The 19,565-nt window shown below is 64.3% G+C and carries 14 protein-coding genes and 2 pseudogenes; 9 read left to right on the forward strand and 7 right to left on the reverse strand.

What is annotated here, in order from left to right:
- Positions 1–513 precede the first annotated feature (513 nt).
- From ACODRW_RS20295 to ACODRW_RS20305, 3 genes and pseudogenes are all read left to right on the forward strand, one after another.
- Positions 514–2,427 (forward strand): annotated as a pseudogene (locus ACODRW_RS20295) (ribonucleoside triphosphate reductase).
- Complete coding sequence (locus ACODRW_RS20300) at positions 2,408–3,115, forward strand: anaerobic ribonucleoside-triphosphate reductase activating protein (protein WP_488906554.1); 708 nt, start codon at positions 2,408–2,410, stop codon at positions 3,113–3,115. The pseudogene ACODRW_RS20295 and the gene ACODRW_RS20300 overlap by 20 nt, the downstream one beginning before the upstream one ends.
- A gap of 278 nt (positions 3,116–3,393) precedes the next feature.
- Complete coding sequence (locus ACODRW_RS20305; protein ID WP_043594052.1) at positions 3,394–4,194, forward strand: helix-turn-helix transcriptional regulator; 801 nt, start codon at positions 3,394–3,396, stop codon at positions 4,192–4,194.
- A 10-nt stretch (positions 4,195–4,204) separates the two neighbouring features.
- On the opposite strand, the gene ACODRW_RS20310 is transcribed toward ACODRW_RS20305, so the two are convergent.
- Complete coding sequence (locus tag ACODRW_RS20310) at positions 4,205–4,876, reverse strand: acyl-homoserine-lactone synthase (protein WP_235084755.1); 672 nt, start codon at positions 4,874–4,876, stop codon at positions 4,205–4,207.
- 412 nt (positions 4,877–5,288) lie between these two features.
- On the opposite strand from ACODRW_RS20310, the gene ACODRW_RS20315 reads away from it, so the two are divergent.
- Complete coding sequence (locus tag ACODRW_RS20315) at positions 5,289–6,470, forward strand: NAD(P)H-dependent flavin oxidoreductase (RefSeq protein ID WP_488906555.1); 1,182 nt, start codon at positions 5,289–5,291, stop codon at positions 6,468–6,470.
- Positions 6,471–6,563: 93 nt separating this feature from the next.
- Here the strand turns inward: ACODRW_RS20315 and ACODRW_RS20320 are convergent, their stop codons facing one another.
- The 4 genes and pseudogenes from ACODRW_RS20320 to ACODRW_RS20335 form a co-directional block, all read right to left on the reverse strand.
- Positions 6,564–7,358, reverse strand: a complete 795-nt coding sequence (locus ACODRW_RS20320; protein ID WP_488906556.1) for a MetQ/NlpA family ABC transporter substrate-binding protein — start codon at positions 7,356–7,358, stop codon at positions 6,564–6,566.
- A gap of 218 nt (positions 7,359–7,576) precedes the next feature.
- Positions 7,577–8,254: a methionine ABC transporter permease gene (locus tag ACODRW_RS20325; RefSeq protein WP_107797964.1), complete on the reverse strand. Its 678-nt coding sequence runs from the start codon at positions 8,252–8,254 to the stop codon at positions 7,577–7,579.
- Positions 8,254–8,556, reverse strand: a complete 303-nt coding sequence (locus ACODRW_RS20330; protein WP_488906561.1) for an NIL domain-containing protein — start codon at positions 8,554–8,556, stop codon at positions 8,254–8,256. Before ACODRW_RS20330 ends, ACODRW_RS20325 begins: the two co-directional genes overlap by 1 nt.
- A pseudogene (locus ACODRW_RS20335) lies at positions 8,533–9,264 on the reverse strand (methionine ABC transporter ATP-binding protein); the annotation flags it as partial. The pseudogene ACODRW_RS20335 and the gene ACODRW_RS20330, both read right to left, overlap by 24 nt.
- A gap of 218 nt (positions 9,265–9,482) precedes the next feature.
- On the opposite strand from ACODRW_RS20335, the gene ACODRW_RS20340 reads away from it, so the two are divergent.
- Positions 9,483–10,838 (forward strand): aldehyde dehydrogenase family protein, encoded by a 1,356-nt coding sequence (locus ACODRW_RS20340; protein WP_488906557.1) that lies wholly within the window; start codon positions 9,483–9,485, stop codon positions 10,836–10,838.
- A gap of 23 nt (positions 10,839–10,861) precedes the next feature.
- Here ACODRW_RS20340 and ACODRW_RS20345 read toward each other — a convergent pair whose 3' ends face one another.
- Positions 10,862–13,168: a type I restriction-modification system subunit M gene (locus ACODRW_RS20345; RefSeq protein WP_488906558.1), complete on the reverse strand. Its 2,307-nt coding sequence runs from the start codon at positions 13,166–13,168 to the stop codon at positions 10,862–10,864.
- A 180-nt stretch (positions 13,169–13,348) separates the two neighbouring features.
- Here ACODRW_RS20345 and ACODRW_RS20350 point away from each other — a divergent pair, with 180 nt between their 5' ends.
- Both ACODRW_RS20350 and ACODRW_RS20355 read left to right on the forward strand, forming a co-directional pair.
- Positions 13,349–14,992 (forward strand): methyl-accepting chemotaxis protein, encoded by a 1,644-nt coding sequence (locus ACODRW_RS20350; RefSeq protein ID WP_235084773.1) that lies wholly within the window; start codon positions 13,349–13,351, stop codon positions 14,990–14,992.
- Between the two features lie 549 nt (positions 14,993–15,541).
- Entirely contained in the window at positions 15,542–17,179 is a 1,638-nt protein-coding gene (locus ACODRW_RS20355; RefSeq protein WP_199225790.1) for an APC family permease, read from the forward strand.
- A gap of 61 nt (positions 17,180–17,240) precedes the next feature.
- On the opposite strand, the gene cynR is transcribed toward ACODRW_RS20355, so the two are convergent.
- Positions 17,241–18,143 (reverse strand): transcriptional regulator CynR, encoded by a 903-nt coding sequence (gene cynR, locus ACODRW_RS20360; RefSeq protein WP_488906559.1) that lies wholly within the window; start codon positions 18,141–18,143, stop codon positions 17,241–17,243.
- Positions 18,144–18,252: 109 nt separating this feature from the next.
- Between cynR and ACODRW_RS20365 the strand changes: the two genes are divergently transcribed.
- Positions 18,253–18,888: a carbonic anhydrase gene (locus ACODRW_RS20365; RefSeq protein WP_253315116.1), complete on the forward strand. Its 636-nt coding sequence runs from the start codon at positions 18,253–18,255 to the stop codon at positions 18,886–18,888.
- Positions 18,889–18,927: 39 nt separating this feature from the next.
- The gene (gene cynS, locus ACODRW_RS20370; protein WP_107797958.1) at positions 18,928–19,398 is read left to right on the forward strand and encodes a cyanase; all 471 of its coding nucleotides are present in this window, start codon (positions 18,928–18,930) and stop codon (positions 19,396–19,398) included.
- Positions 19,399–19,565: the final 167 nt, after the last annotated feature.

Raw genomic sequence — 19,565 nt, forward strand, 5'->3', positions numbered from 1 at the left:
AGGGTACACCATACCCTTTGATGATTAAAGAAGAACTTGCAAATTGTTGTGAATGCATCTTCATGGACAAATCCACGCCAGGAACAGAACCGACCGCAGCTTCCCCACTGCACCGCTCGCGGAGCGCACTTTGTCATATAGTTTTACAGCTTAGTTGAAAATACATTGCCCTATTTTCTATGCAATCCAAGTATGCACCTGATTCGGTCTGAATGCCATGAGTTTGTTGCAACAGACTCAATGAAACAGCATCAAGTTGGCAACAATATGCCGCAGCCCCGCCCACGTCGCCCTTGAGCGCCACAGCCGGCCCCAATCCAGCATAAGTCATGCGCTGTCGCAAACAACATGACATTGCGCTCCCAATGGCCAGGTTTTCGCCCCGGAATCCAGCCTCCGCCGTCGTCAAAAGCGCCTCGCTTGATCCGCGTCAAGTTATCGCCACCTCAGCCACACAGCGCACAAAACACAATTTATAGTGGCGCTCATTCGATAACTTCACTAGATATAGAAATGAGCACAGCCTCCGCGCCCACCGCCATGGTGGATGCCATCTCCGCGATCGACGAATATCTGGACCGGGCCGACTGGCGGGTCAACGCCAATGCCAATCAGGGCTACAGCCTGGGCGGCCTGATTCTCAACATCGCCGGCAAACTCACCGCCAATTACTGGCTGGAGCGGGTGCTGGCGCCGGAAGCCGCCCTCGCCCACCGCCAGGGCGATCTGCACATCCACGATCTGGACATGCTGTCCGGCTACTGCGCCGGCTGGTCGCTGCGCACCCTGTTGCAAAATGGCTTCAACGGCATTCCCGGCAAGGTGGAATCCGCTCCGCCGCGTCACTTGTCCTCCGCCTGCGGCCAGATCGTCAACTTCCTCGGCACCTTGCAAAACGAGTGGGCCGGCGCCCAGGCCTTCAGCTCCTTCGACACCTATCTGGCCCCCTTCGTCAAAAAAGACGGGCTGAGCTACGCGGACGTGCGCCAGTGCGTCCAGGAACTGATCTACAACCTCAACGTGCCCAGCCGCTGGGGCACCCAGACCCCGTTCACCAATCTGACCTTCGACTGGACCTGCCCGGACGACATCGCCGAGCAGATTCCAGTGATAGGCGGCGAGGAAATGAGCTTCCGCTACGGCGATTGCGCGCGCGAAATGGCGATGATCAACCGCGCCTACATCGAAGTGATGCTGGCCGGCGACGCCAAGGGCCGCTCCTTCACCTTCCCGATACCCACCTACAACATCACCCGCGACTTCGACTGGCACGGCGAAAACACCGATCTCTTGTTCGAAATGACCGCCAAATACGGTCTGCCCTATTTCCAGAACTTCGTGAACTCCGACCTGGAGCCGCAGATGGTGCGCAGTATGTGCTGCCGGCTGCAATTGGACTTGCGGGAACTGCTCAAGCGCGGCAACGGCCTGTTCGGCAGCGCCGAACAAACCGGCTCCGTCGGCGTGATCACCGTCAATTGCGCGCGTCTGGGCCACCGCTTCGCCGGCGACTACGCCGCGCTGCTGACCGAAACCGACCGCTTGCTGGAATTGTCCCGCGACGCGCTGGAGAAAAAACGCGGCGAAGTGCAAGCGCGGATAGACGACGGCCTCTACCCCTACACCCGTCACTTCCTGGGCTCGCTGCGCAATCATTTCAGCACCATAGGCGTCAACGGCATCAATGAAATGATCCGCAACTTCAGCGGCGACCGCATCGACATCACCAGCGAGGAAGGCCACCAACTGGCCTGCGACTACCTGGATCACATCCGCCAGCGCATGGTGGAGTTCCAGGAAAGCACCGGCCACCTGTACAACCTGGAAGCCACCCCGGCGGAAGGCACCACCTACCGCTTCGCCAAGGAAGACCGCAAACGCTACCCCGGCATCCTGCAGGCCGGCAGCGACGCCCATCCTTATTACACCAACTCCAGCCAATTGCCGGTGGGCTTCACCGACGACCCCTTCGAGGCCCTCCAGCGCCAGGAACAGCTGCAGCGCAAATACACCGGCGGCACCGTGCTGCACCTTTATATGACCGAGGCGGTCAGCAGCGCCGACGCCTGCCGCGAACTGGTGCGCCGCTCGCTATCCCGCTTCCGCCTGCCCTATATCACGGTCACCCCGACCTTCTCGATCTGCCCCAAGCACGGCTATCTGTCCGGTCACCACGAATTCTGCCCGCGCTGCGACGCGGAACTGCTGGCGCGCCAGCCTTCATAAGCCCTTAAGAAAGGAAAGCTCATGACTCCCCCCACCCACCTCCCCGGCCAAGACGCCGCCCCGCTCAACGACGAACAGCGCACCCGCTGCGAAGTCTGGACCCGCGTAATGGGTTATCACCGCCCGGTGCAGTCTTTCAATATCGGCAAACGCGGAGAATTCGACGAACGGATCTGCTTCAGTGAACACGCCGCCCGCTGACCCCGCAGCAGCCCGCATCGGCGGGCTGACGCCGTTCTCCAGCTGCGACTGGCCGGGCAAACTGTGCGCCGTGGTCTTTCTCGCCGGCTGCCCCTGGCGTTGCGGCTATTGCCACAATCCCCACCTGCTGCGGCGCCAAAACGGCGAAACCCGCTGGCCGGACACCCTGCGCTGGCTGCAAAGCCGGGTCGGCCTGCTCGACGGCGTGGTGTTCTCCGGCGGCGAACCGCTGCAGGAGCCGGCGCTGCCGGCGCTGCTGGAACAGACCCGGGCGCTGGGCTTCGCCACCGGCCTGCATACCGGCGGCGCGTACCCGCAGCGCTTGCGGCGGGTGCTGCCGTTGCTGGATTGGGTCGGCCTGGACATCAAGACCGATTTCAGCGCCTATCCGGCGCTGACCGGCTTGCCCCGCAGCGGCGAGCAGACCGAGGCCTCGCTGCACTGTTTGTTGCAAAACAACAGCAATTTTGAATGTCGCAGCAGCATACATCCGCACTGGCACAATGAGTCCCAACTGACCGCGCTGGCGCGGCGGCTGGCGGCGCTGGGCGTCGCCGACTATCACTGGCAGCAACTGCGTCCCCCGCCCTCCTTCGCCCTGCCTCCGGCCCCGGCCGGCTGGCCCGCGCCGCAACTGATAGAAGAGATCGCGCCTTTGTTCCAGCGCTTCAGTTATCGGGAACACTGACAGAAGGTCCAGTTTTCCAAGCTTGTCCCGGCGCCATCCTTATGACGCCCCAACTTCCCGCCTAGTTTGTCCTCCGCCAAATAGCACCAAATAAGTCATTGATCAATATAATTATTTCTACTTACGGATTTTTGGACAGGCAATTTGTTATAATGTCGGCGACGAATGCAACAGTCGCTGTTCTTGGCACCAGAACAAGGAGTTAGCGCTTCCCATGCCTTTTGCATGTGGGCTACTATCCAGCAGCGTAAAACCACAAGATCAAGAAAGATTTGCTCATGGTCATCTCAAATTCCGCGATAGCACGGCCGCTGCCCAGCGGCTTGTCCGCGAGTCAGCAATGGACGTTGCTGGAATGGATTCACCTTGCAGGACAAATCGAAACCGAAGCCGAGCTCAGGGCTTTCCTTGACGTCATCATCAGCCAGGCGCCTTCCGAGCACATTGTTCTGGCTTTGGGTCGAGTCAACCAACAACAGCAGATCCAACGCTTGGAACGCGTGGTGAACGTTAGTTATCCGGTTGAGTGGACCGAGCAATACATGAAGGAAAACTACTCCCAATGCGACCCCATTCTGCGCATTCACTTGGGTCAGGGCCCGGTCTCGTGGAACGACAGGTTTAGCCGCGCAAAGGGCAAGGATGAGAAGAAATTCATTGCCGAGGCCTCGTCCGTCGGCTTAGGCGATGGTTTGAGTTTTAGCGCGGTGTCGCAACGCAACAACCTCGGCTGCATTTTCTCGCTGAGCGGCAGCGAAACGATTAATGACAGCAATCTGGTGGCCATGCTGGATTGCCTGACTCCGCACTTGCATCAGGCCGCGGTTCGCGTAGCGAATTTACCGCCGGCAACTCCCAGCTCCATGCCCCTGTCCCAGCGGGAATACGATATTTTCCACTGGATGAGCCGCGGCAAGACCAACTGGGAGATCGCCACCATTCTGGATATCAGCGAACGTACGGTGAAGTTCCACGTCGCCAACGTCATCCGCAAGCTGAACGCCAACAATCGCACCCACGCCATTGTGCTTGGCATGCATCTTTTGCCGCCTCCTGGTCTTGTCGTCAGCGGCCCTTAGCTTAATCGTGTCAAATTAGATGCGGCATTGAGGCGTGCTGCGCTTCAAATTCCCGCCAAGCGCGAGCCAATTCCCTTGGCGCCTCAATGCCCTTCCGCAGCCCCAGGATGAACTCGGGCTCCGCCTGAGACCAGTCCACATAGCCGGCCATGGAAAGCACCCCGCCATCCAGATGCATGGGTACGCCCACCGGCACCACGGGGAAGCCCATCCGGACAATATGCCGGTAAAAAACCGGCTCAACCACGAAATACATGCGTTCGATGCCTCGCGGCAACGACCATTCCAATAGGCTCAGATAGAGCAAGCGCCCAACTTCCTTCATTTGCTGCGGCGAAATGCGTTTGTCTACCGCAAAGCGAGTGATCTCCGCTGTTCTCGCGCCTTTCAGGATTTTCTCGCCCGAGGCCAATAATCGGGAAAATTCTCTCTCTATCATAAAAGGGTGCGTGCCATGGGTCAGACGCACCGACCCTAATACCCCATGCATGTCTTGGACGGCGAGATTGTCGGAAAAATCATCATACTCGTCACGGTCCAGGCCATCGGCGCTTGGCGCCACCCAGTGCAGCTGTTCGCGAAAAACATGATGACGGAATTTCAACAAGTCCGTCTCCCGATCCATTCCATTCACTCTGCTGATCAGCGTATTGCCTAGCTTGATAGGAAAAAAACGCGCCATAACTATCTCCTAATCCGTTTTTCTAACCGCAGAGGCAATGTAAGTGCTGGTTTCCACAGAGAAATCTGACCGAATGGCCAGGAAATGGAGTTGAAAGATGTGCTAGCCGTTTTTGGCGCGGCCCTTTAGTGCCCTCGATGAAAAAAAGCCTATGCAATCCATTTTTCGTCAAAATGTAATGACAAGGCCATAATCAGAAAATCAAAAACAAATGACTTAGAAATATCCTTACTGAAATCAAAAGCTTGCACTCTCTTATGCTAAGCATAAAAATACTCAAGTCATTGAAGCGTCAATAGTTTTTCCGAGTTAAAAAGCGAGCCATCCTTAGTTTTTTGCTCTAGAGCAAAGACTCTTAAGGCCGCCATGCCTAAGATCGCCTTTTATTCATCCGCCCCGGCATCGTTGCTAAATGACCACAAATTTCCCGCTCTACGCTCCCTTGCAGATAGGACAACGCGTCCTGCTTCCCATCGTGCAGGGCGGCATGGGCATAGGCGTCTCAGCTAAAAGCCTGGCCGGCCATGTCGCGCGCGAAGGCGCGCTGGGCACGGTCGCCAGCGTCGACCTGCGTCATCTGCACGCCGATCTGGTCGAGCAGTCGCAATACGCGCGCGGCCAGGCCGAGCTGGACCGCCTCAACCTGATCGCGCTGGATCGCGAGGTGAAGGGCGCGCTGTGCTACGCCCAGGGCCGCGGCATGGTGGCGGTCAATGTGATGAAGGCCGTGGCCTCCTATCCGGACTATGTCCGCCAGGCTTGCGAATCCGGCGCCGACGCGGTGGTGATGGGCGCCGGCCTGCCGCTGGATCTGCCGGACATGACCGCGGGCTTTCCCAAGGTGGCCCTGATTCCCATCCTGTCCGAGGCGCGCGGCATCGGCATCGTGCTCAAGCGCTGGATGAAAAAGGGACGGCTGCCGGACGCCATCGTGATCGAGCATCCCAAGCACGCCGGCGGCCACCTGGGCGCGGCCAGCCTCGCCGAACTGGACGCCGAGCGCTTCAGCTTCCAGAAAGTGCTGGAAGACACCCGCCAGCTGTTCAAAAGCCTGCAACTGGAGAGCGAGCGGATTCCGCTGATCGTCGCCGGCGGCGTCAACAGCTTCGAAAAGATGAAGGCCTGCATCCAGGACTTCGGCGCGTCCGCGGTGCAGATAGGCACCGCCTTCGCCGTCACCCTCGAGGGCGACGCGCACGACAACTTCAAGCGCACGCTGGCCGAGGCCAAGCCGGAAGACATCGCGGAATTCATGAGCGTCGCCGGCTTGCCGGCGCGCGGCGTGCTGACGCCCTTCCTGAAAAGCTATCTGAAGCGCGAGGCCAAGCTGCAGGCCAACGCCAAGGCCGATCCGGCGCGCTGCACCCAAAGCCTCAACTGCCTGAGCGCCTGCGGCCTGCGCGACGGCGTGGCCAAGATGGGTCAGTTCTGCATCGACCTCAAACTGGCGGCCGCTTTCCGCGGCGAAGTGGGCAAGGGCCTGTTCTTCCGCGGCGCCGATCCGCTGCCCTTCGGCAGTTCGATGCGCAGCGTCAGCGAAACCATCCGCTACTTCCTGACCGGGGAGAAGCCGGCCGATCTCGCCGCGTCATGAGCCGGCGCTGAAGACGCCGACAAGACAAAGCCCCGCTCTGCGGGGCTTTGTCGTTCAAACCCAGGCATGCCGGGCGCCTCCTAAACAAGAGGCTCAGAAAGCGGGGATCACCGCGCCCTGATACTTGCTCTCGATGAACTTGCGCGCTTCCGGGCTGGCCAGCGCGGCGGCCAGCTTCTTCACGCCGACGCTGTCCTTGTTGTCGGCGCGCGCCACCAGCAGGTTGGCGTACGGCGAAGTGGTCTCGATGAACAGCGCGTCGCGCTTGGGATTGAGCTTGGCTTCCAAGGCGTAGTTGGCGTTGATCAGCGCCAGATCCACCTGCGGCAGCACGCGCGGCAGCGTGGCGGCTTCCAGTTCCTTGATCTTCACCTGCTTGGCGTTGGCCGCGATGTCCTTCACCGTCGGATACAGATTGTTGCGGTCCTTCAGCTTGATCACGCCGCCCTGGTCCAGCAGCAGCAAGGCGCGGCCGGCGTTGGTCGGATCGTTGGGAATGGCCACGGTCGCGCCCTTGGGCAGCTCAGCCACTTTCTTGAACTTGCTGGAATAAGCGCCGAACGGCTCGATGTGCACCGGCTTGCTGGCCACGACCAGCTTGGTGCCGCGGTCCTTGTTGAACTTGTCCAGATAGGGGATGTGCTGGAAGAAGTTGGCGTCCAGACGCTTCTCGGACACTTGCAGATTGGGCTGCACGTAGTCGTTGAACACCTTCACCTCCAGCTTGACCCCTTGCTTGGCCAGGGTGGGCTTCAAGGCTTCCAGGATTTCCGCGTGCGGCACCGGAGACGCGGCCACGGTGACGGTCACCGGATCGGCGGCCAGCGCCTGCGCGCCCCACAGCGCGGCGACGGCGGTAAAGGCGAAGCGAGCGATATTCTTTTTCATGATGCGATTTCCTCTATTCAACACAATGTTGGGTTCAAATCTCTTGGGTTTCCAATGCGGCCGCAGCGCCGGGCGCTCAGAGCCAACTCACGATCTCGCGAGCTCAGGCGAGACAAGGCGTTGCGGCTGAGAAAGCGGAATGTACGCGTGGTACATGAGCATTTCGAAGCCTTTTTCAACGCCGTATCGCCGACGCGCAGCAGATCGTGAACAGGTTCTCAGCCGCGTTGACAGCGCAGCACCAGCCGGTCGCCGAAACTCTGGATCAACTGCACCAGCAACAGCAGCAACACCACGGTCACCACCATCACCTCGGTCTGGAAGCGCTGGTAGCCGTAGCGCACCGCCAAGTCTCCCAGGCCGCCGCCGCCGATGACGCCGGACATCGCGGTGTAGGACACCAGCGCCACCGTGGTCACCGTCGCCGCGCCCACCAGGCCGGGCAAGGCCTCGGGCAGCAAGACATGGCGCACGATCTGCCACAGGCTGGCGCCCATGGATTGGCTGGCTTCTATCACTCCGCGGTCCACTTCGCGCAGCACGTTTTCCACCAGCCGCGCGAAGAAGGGCGAAGCGCCGGCCACCAGCGGCGGAATCGCGCCGGCCACGCCAATCGAGGTGCCCACCAGCTTCAAGGTCAGCGGGATCATCACGATCAGCAGAATCACAAAGGGCAAGGAGCGGAACACATTCACCAGGAAGGACAGCGTCGCGTACAGGCGCGGCCGCGACAGCAATTGCCCCGGCGAGCTGACGTACAGCACCACGCCCAGCGGCAGGCCGAACAGCACGGTGAACAGCAGCGAGGCGCCCAGCATGGTCAAGGTGTCCAGCGCGGCCTGGCCTATCTCCAGCCAGTCCATGCTCAATAATTGGGCCCAGTCGAAACCTTCCATCACAGCACCTCGCAACGCACGCCCAGACGGGCGAATAACTCGGGCAGGCTCTCCAGCGGGGCCTCCGATTCGATCACGCCGGCCACCAATTGGCCGAACGGCGTGCCCTTGATCTCGGACAGCGTGCCGCTGACCAGATTGAAGCGAGCGCCCGCCTGCTTGCCCACCACGTCCAGCACCGGCTGCAAGGTGGGATCGCCGACGAAGGTCAGCTTGATCAGCGGCGCGCCCACGCGCTGCTGCCAGGTCTGGCGCGCCTCCTCTTGATACAGCCCGGTTTCCGCCAGCAGGCCGCGGGTCACCTCGTGCTGCGGATGCAGGAACACGTCCAGCACCGGCCCCTGCTCCACCACGCGGCCGTGCTCCAGCACCGCCACCTGATCGCACAGCTGGCGGATCACGCGCATTTCATGGGTGATCAGCACAATGGTCAGCCCCAGCTGACGGTTGATGTCCGCCAGCAAGGTCAGAATGGAATCCGTGGTTTCCGGATCCAGCGCCGAGGTCGCCTCGTCGCACAGCAATAATTCCGGGTGATTGGCCAGCGCGCGGGCGATGCCGACGCGCTGCTTCTGGCCGCCGGACAGCTGCGCCGGGTATTTGTCGCGGTGGCCGGCCAGGCCCACCAAGGCCAGCAGTTCTTCAACGCGGGCGTCCATCTCGGCCGCGGACGCGCCGCCGGCCAGCTCCAGCGGAAAACGCACATTGGCGGCCACGGTGCGCGACTTCAGCAAATTGAAATGCTGAAACACCATGCCGATGCGCTGACGGCGCAATTGCAATTGCCGGCCGTCCAGCGCGGTCAGATCGGTGTCGCCCAGGCGCACCGCGCCGCGGTCCGGACGTTCCAGCAGGTTCAGGCAGCGCACCAGGGTGCTCTTGCCCGCGCCGGAGCGGCCGATGATGCCGAACACCTCGCCCTTGGCCACGCGCAGGCTGACATTGTCCAGCGCCGGCACGTCGCGGCCGTCCACCCGGTAATGCTTGTATAAGTTCTCTATTTCAATCATGCCTTGCCTCTGAATCCCGCCGTCCGTCAACGCCACTGCCTGGCGATTGCGAATCAGTCTATAAGCAAGTCACATAAAACCTAAAGAACTATAAATTTAATCATTTATTCAAATTAGAAATATAAGGAGAAATCGCCGCGGAATTGACCCCGCTCACCCCCGTCCCCGGGGATTTTTGCTACATTGTGTCTTTGCTTGCCAACCGAATACAGCACGTCATGACCGCCTTTACCAGCTGCAACCCCGCCACAGGAGAAGTCGTCTACACCCGCGCCGCCTGGCCGGAATCCCAACTGCCCGCCGCCCTGGCGCAGCTGCGCCAGGCCCAGCGCCATTGGCGCGAGCTGAGCGTGGCCGAGCGCGCCGCGCAACTGCTGCGTCTGGCCGACCAATTGCAGGCCCATCGCGAAGAACTGGCCGGCCTGGTCACGCTGGAAGTGGGCAAGCGCACCGCGGAATGTCTGGCGGAAATCGACAAATCCGCCCAGTTGATCCGCTACTACGCCCAACTGGCGCCGGAACTGCTTGCCTCGCTGGAGATTCCCACCCAGGCCAGCCGCAGCGGCGTGGCCTTCGAACCGCTGGGCACGGTGTTGGCGGTGATGCCGTGGAATTATCCGATCTGGCAGGTGCTGCGCTTCGCGGTGCCGGCGCTGATGGCCGGCAACGCCTGCCTGGTCAAGCCGGCGCCTTCGGTGCCGCAATCCACCCAAGGCCTGCTGGAGCTGGCGCGCGCCGCCGGCCTGGCGGTGCTGGACGTGGCCTGGATCGACCATGATCAAGTGGAAGAAGCCGTCCGCCAGTGCGACGCGGTGGCCTTCACCGGCTCCACCCAGACCGGGCGCGCCATCGCGGCGCTGGCCGGCCGCCATCTGAAAAAGACCGTGCTGGAGTTGGGCGGCAGCAATCCCTTCATCGTGCTGGCCGACGCCGATGTCGCCGCCGCGGCCCAGGACGCCGCCAATTCCCGTTTCCGCGACGCCGGCCAGAGCTGCAACGCCGCCAAGCGCATGATCGTGGCGCCGGAAATCGCCGACGCCTTCATCGAGGCCTTCTGCGCCGAAGCCACCAAGCTGCGCGCCGGCGATCCGCGCCACCCGGCCACCACTTTGTCGCCGCTGACCCGCGCCGACCTGCGCGAAGCGCTGCACGCCCAGGTGCTGGACGCCGTCGCCCACGGCGCGGAACTGCGGCTGGGCGGGCAGATGCCGGCCAGCCCCGGCTTCTTCTATCCGGCCACGGTGCTGGACCGGGTCAATCCGGACTGTCGCGTCTACCACGAGGAAGTGTTCGGCCCGGTGGCCAGCATTTTGCGCGCGCGCGACGAGGCCGACGCGCTGCGGCTGGCCAACGACACCCCCTTCGGCCTGGGCGCCAGCATTTACAGCGCGGACAAGGAACGCGCCTGGACGCTGGCGCGGCAGATCGAAGCCGGCAGCGTGTTCATCAACCGCCACACCAGCTCGGACCTGCGCCTGCCTTTCGGCGGCGTCAAATCCTCGGGCTATGGCCGCGAGCTGTCCGAGTTCGGCCTGTACGAGTTCGTCAACGTCAAGACCTACTGGCAGAAATAAGCCCGCCGGCGGCCGACCGGCCCTCAGTCTTCCGCCGGGAAGCGCGCCACCAAGGCGTCGCGACGCGCCTGCCATTGCAGCAGGCGCTGTTGCAGGGCGAGCAAGGCTTCATCCTGGCGCGCCCATTCCTCCACCAGCTTGCGTTGCTCGCTCATCGGCGGCACGGGCAGCGGCATTTCCGCCAGCGCCTCGAAGCCGAACTCGACGCCTTCCACCGCCGCGCCCAGCCGCTCCAGGCAAAAGCGCCAGCCTTCCGACTGCCGGTAACACTCCAGGAAAGCCGGCGAGATCCGCGCCTCGTCCAGCGCGAAGGCCTGCTGATCCGCCGCGGCCAGCGCCGGGGCCTCCCCGACGTGCCGCGCCAGCGCGCCCTGATACAAGCGCGACGGATCGTAGGCGAAAGCGTTGGGCGGCAAGGCCGTGCCCAGGCCCGCGCCGGCCCGGCGCCAGCTGCCGCCCACGGTGGCCTCCAATAATTCGCCCTCGGCGGCGGCCGCCAGCGGCGCGGCCAGTTCGCCCAGCTTGCACACCTCCCAGTTGCCGGGAATCACCCCCAGCGCGCTGGGTTTGAACGATTGATGCGGGCTCCACTTGCCCATGCGCCGGGTGCCGTAGCCGCGATTGAGCAAGGCCTGGATGCGGCTGGGGCGCAGCTTGCGCTCGGCCGCGTATTGGCTGGACAGCAATTCCAGCTTTTCGTCCGTCAAGGCCAGGCAGCCCTCCAGCTCGCCCTCCTCCGCACGCCAGCCCTCTTCTTCGCTGAAGAAGGCTGCCAGCCGCGCATCCAGCGCCTGCTCCTGCTCCGTCAAGGCGGCCAGCTCGGTGGCCAGCGCCTCCGCGTCCACCACCTCGGCCGCCTCGTCCTGGGCGAAGTAGCGCTGCACGTTCAGATTGCCCCGGTGGCCTTGCTTGATCTCGCGCAGCCCCACCAGGCGCAGATAGTCCGGCTCTTCCGTTTCCTCGTCCACCGCGGCGCGGTAAGCGCGCAGGATATGTTCGATGTCCTCCTGCCGCAGCGTGTTTTGCACCCGGCCGCGGCCGTACTCCTTGCTGGCGTCGACGATGATCACCTTGTTGCGCAGGCCCGCCGGCTTGTTCTTGTTCAACACCACCACGCAGGTGGGCATGCCCGAGCCGTAGAACAGCGCCGGCGGCAAGGCGATCACCGCTTCGATGCGGTCGCCGGACTGGCCCTGGCTGCCAAACAGCAGGCCGTTGCGGATGCGGCCCTCGTCGCCGTCGCGGAACAACACGTCGTGCGGCACCACCAGCGCGGCGCGGCCGTCCTCCTTCAACGTGGCCAGCACATGCTGGACGAAGGCGTAATCGCCGAAGCTCCGCGGCGGAATGCCATAGCCGAAGCGCTGATGCTCATCCACCAGCTTCTTGTAATTGGGTTCGACCGGGCGCTTGCGGCGGCGCTTCTTGCCGTCGGTCGGCGGCGGCTCCGCCGCCTCGGCCTCCAGCGGCGTCCACCAGTTTTTCACCGTGAACGGCAGTTGCGCCACGATGCGGTCGAAGCGCGGCAGCAGGCCTTCCGGGCTCAGATGCCTGGGCTCCACCAAGGTGTCCCCCAGTTCCAGACTCATGTCCACGCCGTGGAAATAAGCGCACAGCTTGGCCATCGCCCAGGTGGCCGGCAGCTTTTCCTGGCCGAACAGCGCCGCGCCGCCGTCCGGCTGCCCGCCCAGCATGCGCCAGGCGTCCAGCAAGGTGCCGGCCGCGCCGCAGCTGGGATCGTACAAGCTGTGGCCCGGCAGCGGCTCCGCCAGCCGCAACAGCAACTGGCTGACCGGTCCCGGCGTGGAAAAAGCCCCGCCGCGCTTGCCGGACTCCGCCGCGTAGCGGCGCACCAGCCCTTCGCAGACCTCGCCCAGCCGGGACGGCGCCTCCAGATCGGCGTCGCCCAGCTTCAGCGCGCCGATATGGTTCATCAAGGGATGCAGCACCTCGTCGCTCAAGCGCTTGTGGCCCTGGTATTGCGCCACGCTGAGCACCCCGGCCAGCGCCGGTTGATGCTCCTCGACGGCGGCCACCGCCTTGTCCAGCGCCTCGCCTATGCCCTTCTTGCGCTCCTGCAGGCCGGGCCAGCGCGCCGTCTGCGGATAGATCCCGTATTGCTCCTGCACCACACCGTCGGCGCGCTTGCGGCTCATGCCCTCGGCCGCCACCAAGGCCTGTACCCGCTCCACGAACACATCGTTCAGGCGCTTGAGCACAAACAGGCCGAACACGTGGTTCTTGTAGTCGTACAGGTCCACTTGCTCGCGCAGCAGTTCCGTGGACGCCCACAGCGCCTGTTCCAACTGGTCCGGGGATAGCAAAGTCATAAGCCGACAACCAAATTAAATGACAAACCCGGCTATTTTAGCCGCATCGCCGGCCAGCGTCGGCAAAGAATGGTCGCGCCGAGACGCTTCATGACAAGACAATTCATCTCCATGTCATCCGCCCGTCATCCCGCGCGCCTAGACTGCGGCACTTCCCGCATCGCAACGTACGACACCATCATGACATTGGCCAAACGTCTGTGGCTGACCATCCTCGTCACTCTCGCCAGCCTGGCGCTGGCCCTCATCCTCACCGGACAACAGTTGAGCGGCCTGACCCGCGCGGTGGACCGCCACAGCGCGCGTCAACAATTAAGCGCCGGCCTGTACCAACTCAAGGCCGGCGTGCTGCAGCTGTCGCGGCTGGACCCGCTGCTGCCGGACAGCCCGGCGCGGCTGCGGGAAACCAGCCTGACCGTCGCGCGGCTGACCGGCGAGATCGCCGCCGGCCTGCCCGCCAGTGAAGCCGCCGCCTTCCGCCAGGCCGTGGGCCGGCTGTGGCAGGATTACGAGCGCAATCTGAGCAGCGCGCTGGCCATCGCCGAGACCGCGCCGCAGGACGCGCTGTCCATACCGGAACAGGCTTGGCAGCAAAGCCTGCAGCCGCTGGCGGCCCTGCTGGACCGCCAGCAGGCGCAGGAGCAAAACCGGCTGGCCCAGGAAACCGCGCAACTGCAGGACACGCTGCAGGGCCTGGCCTGGCTGACCCTGGGGCCGCTGGCGCTGGCCAGCCTGGTGGTGACGGCGATGCAGCTGACGCTGGCGCGGCGGCTGAAACGGCAGTTGCAAGCGATGGCCGCCTCCGCCGACGCGCTGGGGGAAGGCAATCTGGCGATGCGGTTGCCGGCCCAGGGCCGCGACGAGCTGGCCGCCACCGCCGGCCGCCTGAATCAGTTCCTGAACAAGCTGAGCGATTTGCTGCGCCGGGTGGAGGCCGACGCCCGCCGCAGCGGCGCCGATTGCCAACGGTTGCAATTGCTGACCTTGCAAGCGGCCGACGCCAGCCGCCAGCAAAGCGCCAAGGCCAAGCTGAGCAACGAGGCCGCCCACGCGGTGGCCGACAGCGCCCAGATCGTGGCCGGCCATCTGCAACAGGCGGACGCCCATACCCGGCAGGCGGCGGACGATACCGGACGCGCGCGCGAACTGGGCCGGCTCAACGCCGAGACGATGCGGACGCTGGCCGACAATATGGGCTGCGCGCAGACGGAAATGCGCCAGCTCCAGCACAGCCTGGACGACATCGCCGGCGTCAGCGGCCTGATCCGCGACGTGGCCGAACAAACCAATCTGCTGGCGCTCAACGCGGCGATCGAAGCCGCGCGCGCCGGCGAAAGCGGCCGCGGCTTCGCCGTGGTGGCCGACGAGGTGCGCAAATTGTCGGAGCGCACCCGCGCCGCCACCGGCAGCATCTTCGACGCGCTGGGCCGGGTGGAAGGCGCCACCGGCTCGCTGCACGCCGCGCTGGAGCAGGCCGGCGGCGCCTGCGCCGACAAGCTGGATTCGCAGCAGGCGCTGGATCAGGCGCTGCTGCAAGTGGACGCCGGGCTGGAGCGCTTGAACCGCTTGATGGCCGACATCCGCGAACACAGCGCCGCCCAGGCCCGCGCCGGCGGCGACATCCGCCAGCACGGCCACGAGGTCGCGCATCTGGCCGCCTCCATCGATCAACAGATGCAGCAAGCCGCGCCGGTGATGCAGCACTTGGCCGCCGCGGCCCAGGACTTGAACCAGACCCTGAGCTGGTTCCGCATCGACGCGCCGGACCCCGCCCCCTCCCCCGCCGCGGCGCCGGATTGGCCGCTTCGGCAGCAGCCGGCCTAGCCGCCGCGCCGGCGGCAATTAGGCAGGAAATTGCCGCCGGATCAAACATAGAGCATTTATTCAACACAAACGCTTGCCATTGGCCTAAGCGCGCAATAGATCGCCCTTTGACTCGCCATTTTCAATCTTTTGTCATGTTTGAAATAAGCTAGCGAGTACATTTCGTTACATACTGTAATGAAAAGCAAAGGTAGATTAGCCCCCTCTTATAAAAGAGCACATCAGACCGGGCCCACCCGGCACCCGGGACAAGCTCGCCGACGCCCTCCGCGCCGGCGTCTCCAGCGCACCGACACCGCCCCGCTCCGCCCCCGTCCGCACAAGGACGGCGGAGCCGCCGCGCCGTGGCCGGAACTTGTCCCCATCGCTTGCCCGCCGCGTCCGGAGCTGACTCCGCCGGACCGTCGGGTTTTCAGAAGCTGTTTACGATCTCGCGAGCCAGGGCGGGACAGGGCGAAAGCGGCTTCAGCATTCTGAAGCGGTACTCGCCGTGTGACGCCTCACGACGCGCAGCGGATCGTCAGCAGGTTCTTTTGACAGGAGATACCTTTGACACAGCAACACTCCCGCCATATCGGCCCCATCGCCCTGATGCTGACCGGTCTGGGCTCCATCATCGGTTCCGGCTGGCTGTTCGGCGCCGCCCACGCCGCCCAGATCGCCGGCCCGGCCGCCATCGTCGCCTGGATAGTCGGCATGGTGATCATTCTCTCCATCGCGCTGAGCTACGCGGAACTGGGCGCCATGTTCCCGGAAAGCGGCGGCATGGTGCGTTACGCCCGTTACTCCCACGGCTCCCTGCTCGGCTTCATCGCCGGCTGGGCCAACTGGATCGCCATCGTCTCGGTGATCCCGATCGAGGCCGAGGCCTCGGTGCAATACATGAGCTCCTGGCCGTATCCCTGGGCCCAGCAGCTGTTCTCCAACGGCGAACTGACCCCGCCCGGCCTGATGCTGTCCGCGCTGCTGGTCATCGTCTACTTCATGCTCAACTACTGGGGCGTGCGCCTGTTCGCCAAGGCCAATAGCGCCATCACCATCTTCAAGGTGATCGTGCCGGCGCTGACCGTGGGCGCGCTGATTTACAGCGGCTTCCATCCCGGCAATCTGGGCGGGGACACCCCGGGCGGCTTCGCGCCCTTTGGCTGGGCCAGCGTGATGACGGCGGTGGCCACCAGCGGCATCGTGTTCAGCTTCAACGGCTTCCAAAGCCCGATCAACCTGGCCGGCGAGGCCCGCAACCCGGGCAAGAGCGTGCCCTTCGGCGTGGTGGGCTCCATCCTGCTGGCGGCGGTGATCTATGTGGCGCTGCAAGTGGCCTTCATCGGCGCGCTGTCGCCGGCGGACCTGGCCCACGGCTGGCAGGGTCTGAACTTCAGCTCCCCCTTCGCCCAACTGGCGATGGCGCTGGGCCTGAACTGGCTGATGCTGCTGCTGTACTTCGACGCCTTCGTCAGCCCCAGCGGCACCGGCGCCACCTATATGGCCACCACCTCGCGCATGATTTACGGCATGCAGCGCAACGGCACCATGCCGGAGATCTTCGGCCGCATCCACCCGCTGTACCAGATCCCGCGTCCGGCGATGTGGTTCAACCTGGCGATCTCCTTCGTGTTCCTGTTCTTCTTCCGCGGCTGGGGCACGCTGGCGGCGGTGATCTCGGTCGCCACGGTGATTTCCTACCTGACCGGCCCCATCAGCGTGGCCTCACTGCGCCGCTGCGCGTCGGACCTGCCGCGCCCGCTGCGCCTGGCCGGCCTCGGCGTGATCGCGCCCTTCGCCTTCGTCTGCGCGTCCCTGGTGCTGTACTGGGCGCGCTGGCCGCTGACCGGCGAGATCATCTTCCTGATCGTGGCCGCCTTGCCGGTGTACTTCTGGTATCAGGCCCGCGCCGGCTGGCCGGAATTCGGCCGCGAGCTGAAAGGCGCGCTGTGGATGGTGCTCTACCTGCCGACGATGGCCCTCATGTCCTATATCGGCAGCCGGGACTTCGGCGGCATCGGCCTCTTGCCCTACGGCCCCGACATGGCGGTGGTGGCGGTGATCTCGCTGGGCTTCTACTACTGGGGCGTCAACAGCGGCTGGCGCACCCGCTATCTGGACGCCGAGCACGACGCCGGCGCGGTGGCCGATATGGCGGCTGCCGAGAGCGCGCCGCGCGGCAAGCTGGCCGGCCAGCAAGCCTAAACCCTACCGGGGGCCGCTCCGTCGGCCCCGCAGCGGGCGGCTCCGCGCCGCCCGCGTCGTCTTATTCCCTATCGTCCTCCGCTCCCAACTCCTTCCCCAAGGCATCCAGCAAAGGCATCAGCACGCGCGCCGCGGCGCTGCGATACGCGTCTTTGCGCGTCAGCGCCGCCGCCGTGCGCGCCGGCAAGGGCGTGCTCAAGCCCACCGCGCTCAGCGCCGGATGCTGCCGCGTGATCGCGCGCGGCAAAATGGTGGCGCAATCGCCGTGGCGGACGATTTCCATCACCGCGCTGATGCTGTTGGCCTGGACCGCGATCCGCGGCTTCAGACCCAGCGCCAGGAAGTAACGATCGATATGGCCGCGGGTGGCGAAATCCGCGCTCAACAGCGCCAAGGGCGCCTGCGCCAGCGCTTCCGCGCCTATCGCCCCCGCCCGACGCCATGGATGGCCGTCACCCACCACCACGGCCAGGGTTTCCCGGAACAAGGGCCGCGCGTCTATCTCCGCCGAGCGCGCCTGATCGAAAGCGATCCCGACATCGATCTCGTCCTCCAGCAAGGCCCGTTCAATCGCGTCCAGCGTCGCCTCACGCACGCATAGCTCTATGCCCGGATAGAGCCGGCGCAGCCGCGCCGCCAGCGGCCCCAGCAGATAACTGGCGAAGGTCGGCGTCATCGCCAGCCGCAAGCTGCCGCGCGACAGATCGCCCACGTCCCGGGTGGCCCGCTGCGCCGCCTCCAGCTCGCGCAGCGCGCGGCGCGCGTATTCCAGATAGGCGGCCCCGGCGTCGGTGGGCCGCACCGTCCGCCCGCTGCGGTCCAGCAACTGCGCGCCCACCGTCTCTTCCAATTGCTTGATCTGCTGCGACAGCGTGGGCTGCGACACATGCAGCGCCTCCGCCGCCCGGGTGAAATTGCCGTGTTCGGCCACCGCTTGCAGATAACGGATATGTCGAAGAATCATGCGTCCAAACTATAGGAAATAATTATGGAAATCATTCTATATCGGTCTTGGACCCTATGATGAAAAAGCTTCATCCTTGGCGCATCCCTTCCCCGCCAAGGAGCAAGCCATGCAAGCCCTCATCGACGGTTTTCTGAAATTCCAACAGGAAGCCTACCCCCAGCGTTCGGCGCTGTTTCGCCAACTGGCCGACAGCCAGGCCCCCGGCGCGCTGTTCATCACCTGCTCGGACAGCCGCGTGGTGCCGGAGCTGCTGACTCAGCAAGAGCCCGGCGAGCTGTTCGTGATCCGCAACGCCGGCAACATCGTCCCCAGCTACGGGCCGGAACCGGGCGGCGTCACCGCCTCCGTGGAGTACGCGGTGGCGGCGCTGGGCGTCGCCGACATCGTGGTCTGCGGCCATTCCGACTGCGGCGCGATGACGGCGATCGCCAACGGCCGCTGCCTGGACCATCTGCCAGCGGTGGCCGGCTGGCTGCGCCACGCCGACTCCGCCAAAGTGGTGAACGCGGCGCGCCATCACGACAACGCCCGCCAGCGGCTGGACGACATGGTCAAGGAAAACGTCGTCGCCCAGCTGGCCAACCTCAAGACCCATCCCTCGGTGGCGCTGGCGATGCGCCAGGGCCGGCTGACCCTGCACGGCTGGGTCTACGACATTGAAACCGGCGCCGTCCTGGCCCTGGACCACGCCAGCCAGCGCTTCGTTTCCCTGGCGGATTTTCCGCTGACCCGCGCCGCCTGAAAGCGGCGCCTCCCGCAAACCTGAAGAAAGGACCACACCATGCAACACGCCAATATCCACCAAGACCCCCGCCTGGAATTGACCGCCCGCGCCCTGGCCGCCAAGGCCTTGAAAGACCTGAGCTGGGAGCAGTTGGCCGCCGGCACCGGCCTCAGTCTGGCCTATGTCACCGCCGCCGTGCTGGGCCAGCACGCGCTGTCCAAGCTCGCGGCGGAGCTGGTCTGCGAACGGCTGGGCCTGAACGCCGCGGACGCTCTGCAGCTGCAAACCATTCCGCTGCGCGGCAGCATTCCCGGCGGCATTCCCACCGACCCCACCATTTACCGCTTCTATGAAATGATCCAGATCTACGGCACCACGCTGAAGGCCTTGGTGCACGAGAAGTTTGGCGACGGCATCATCAGCGCCATCAACTTCAAGCTGGACATCCGCAAAGTGGAAGACCCGGACGGCGGCGAGCGCGCGGTGATCACCCTGGACGGCAAGTTCCTGCCCAATAAGCCCTATTAAGCACCCGTTCACGCCCGCAAGGGCGTGAACACGTTCTGACGGCTTCCCCCTACCCAACGCGGCCTCAACCGTAGGATGGGGGCGCGCAGCGATACCCACGCGGAAACGGACTCAACGCCACAGGCTGCCGGACAGCCGCCTGTTTGGTGGGTATCGCCTGACGGCTC

It is taken from the genome of Chromobacterium sp. FG89 (assembly GCF_057808735.1).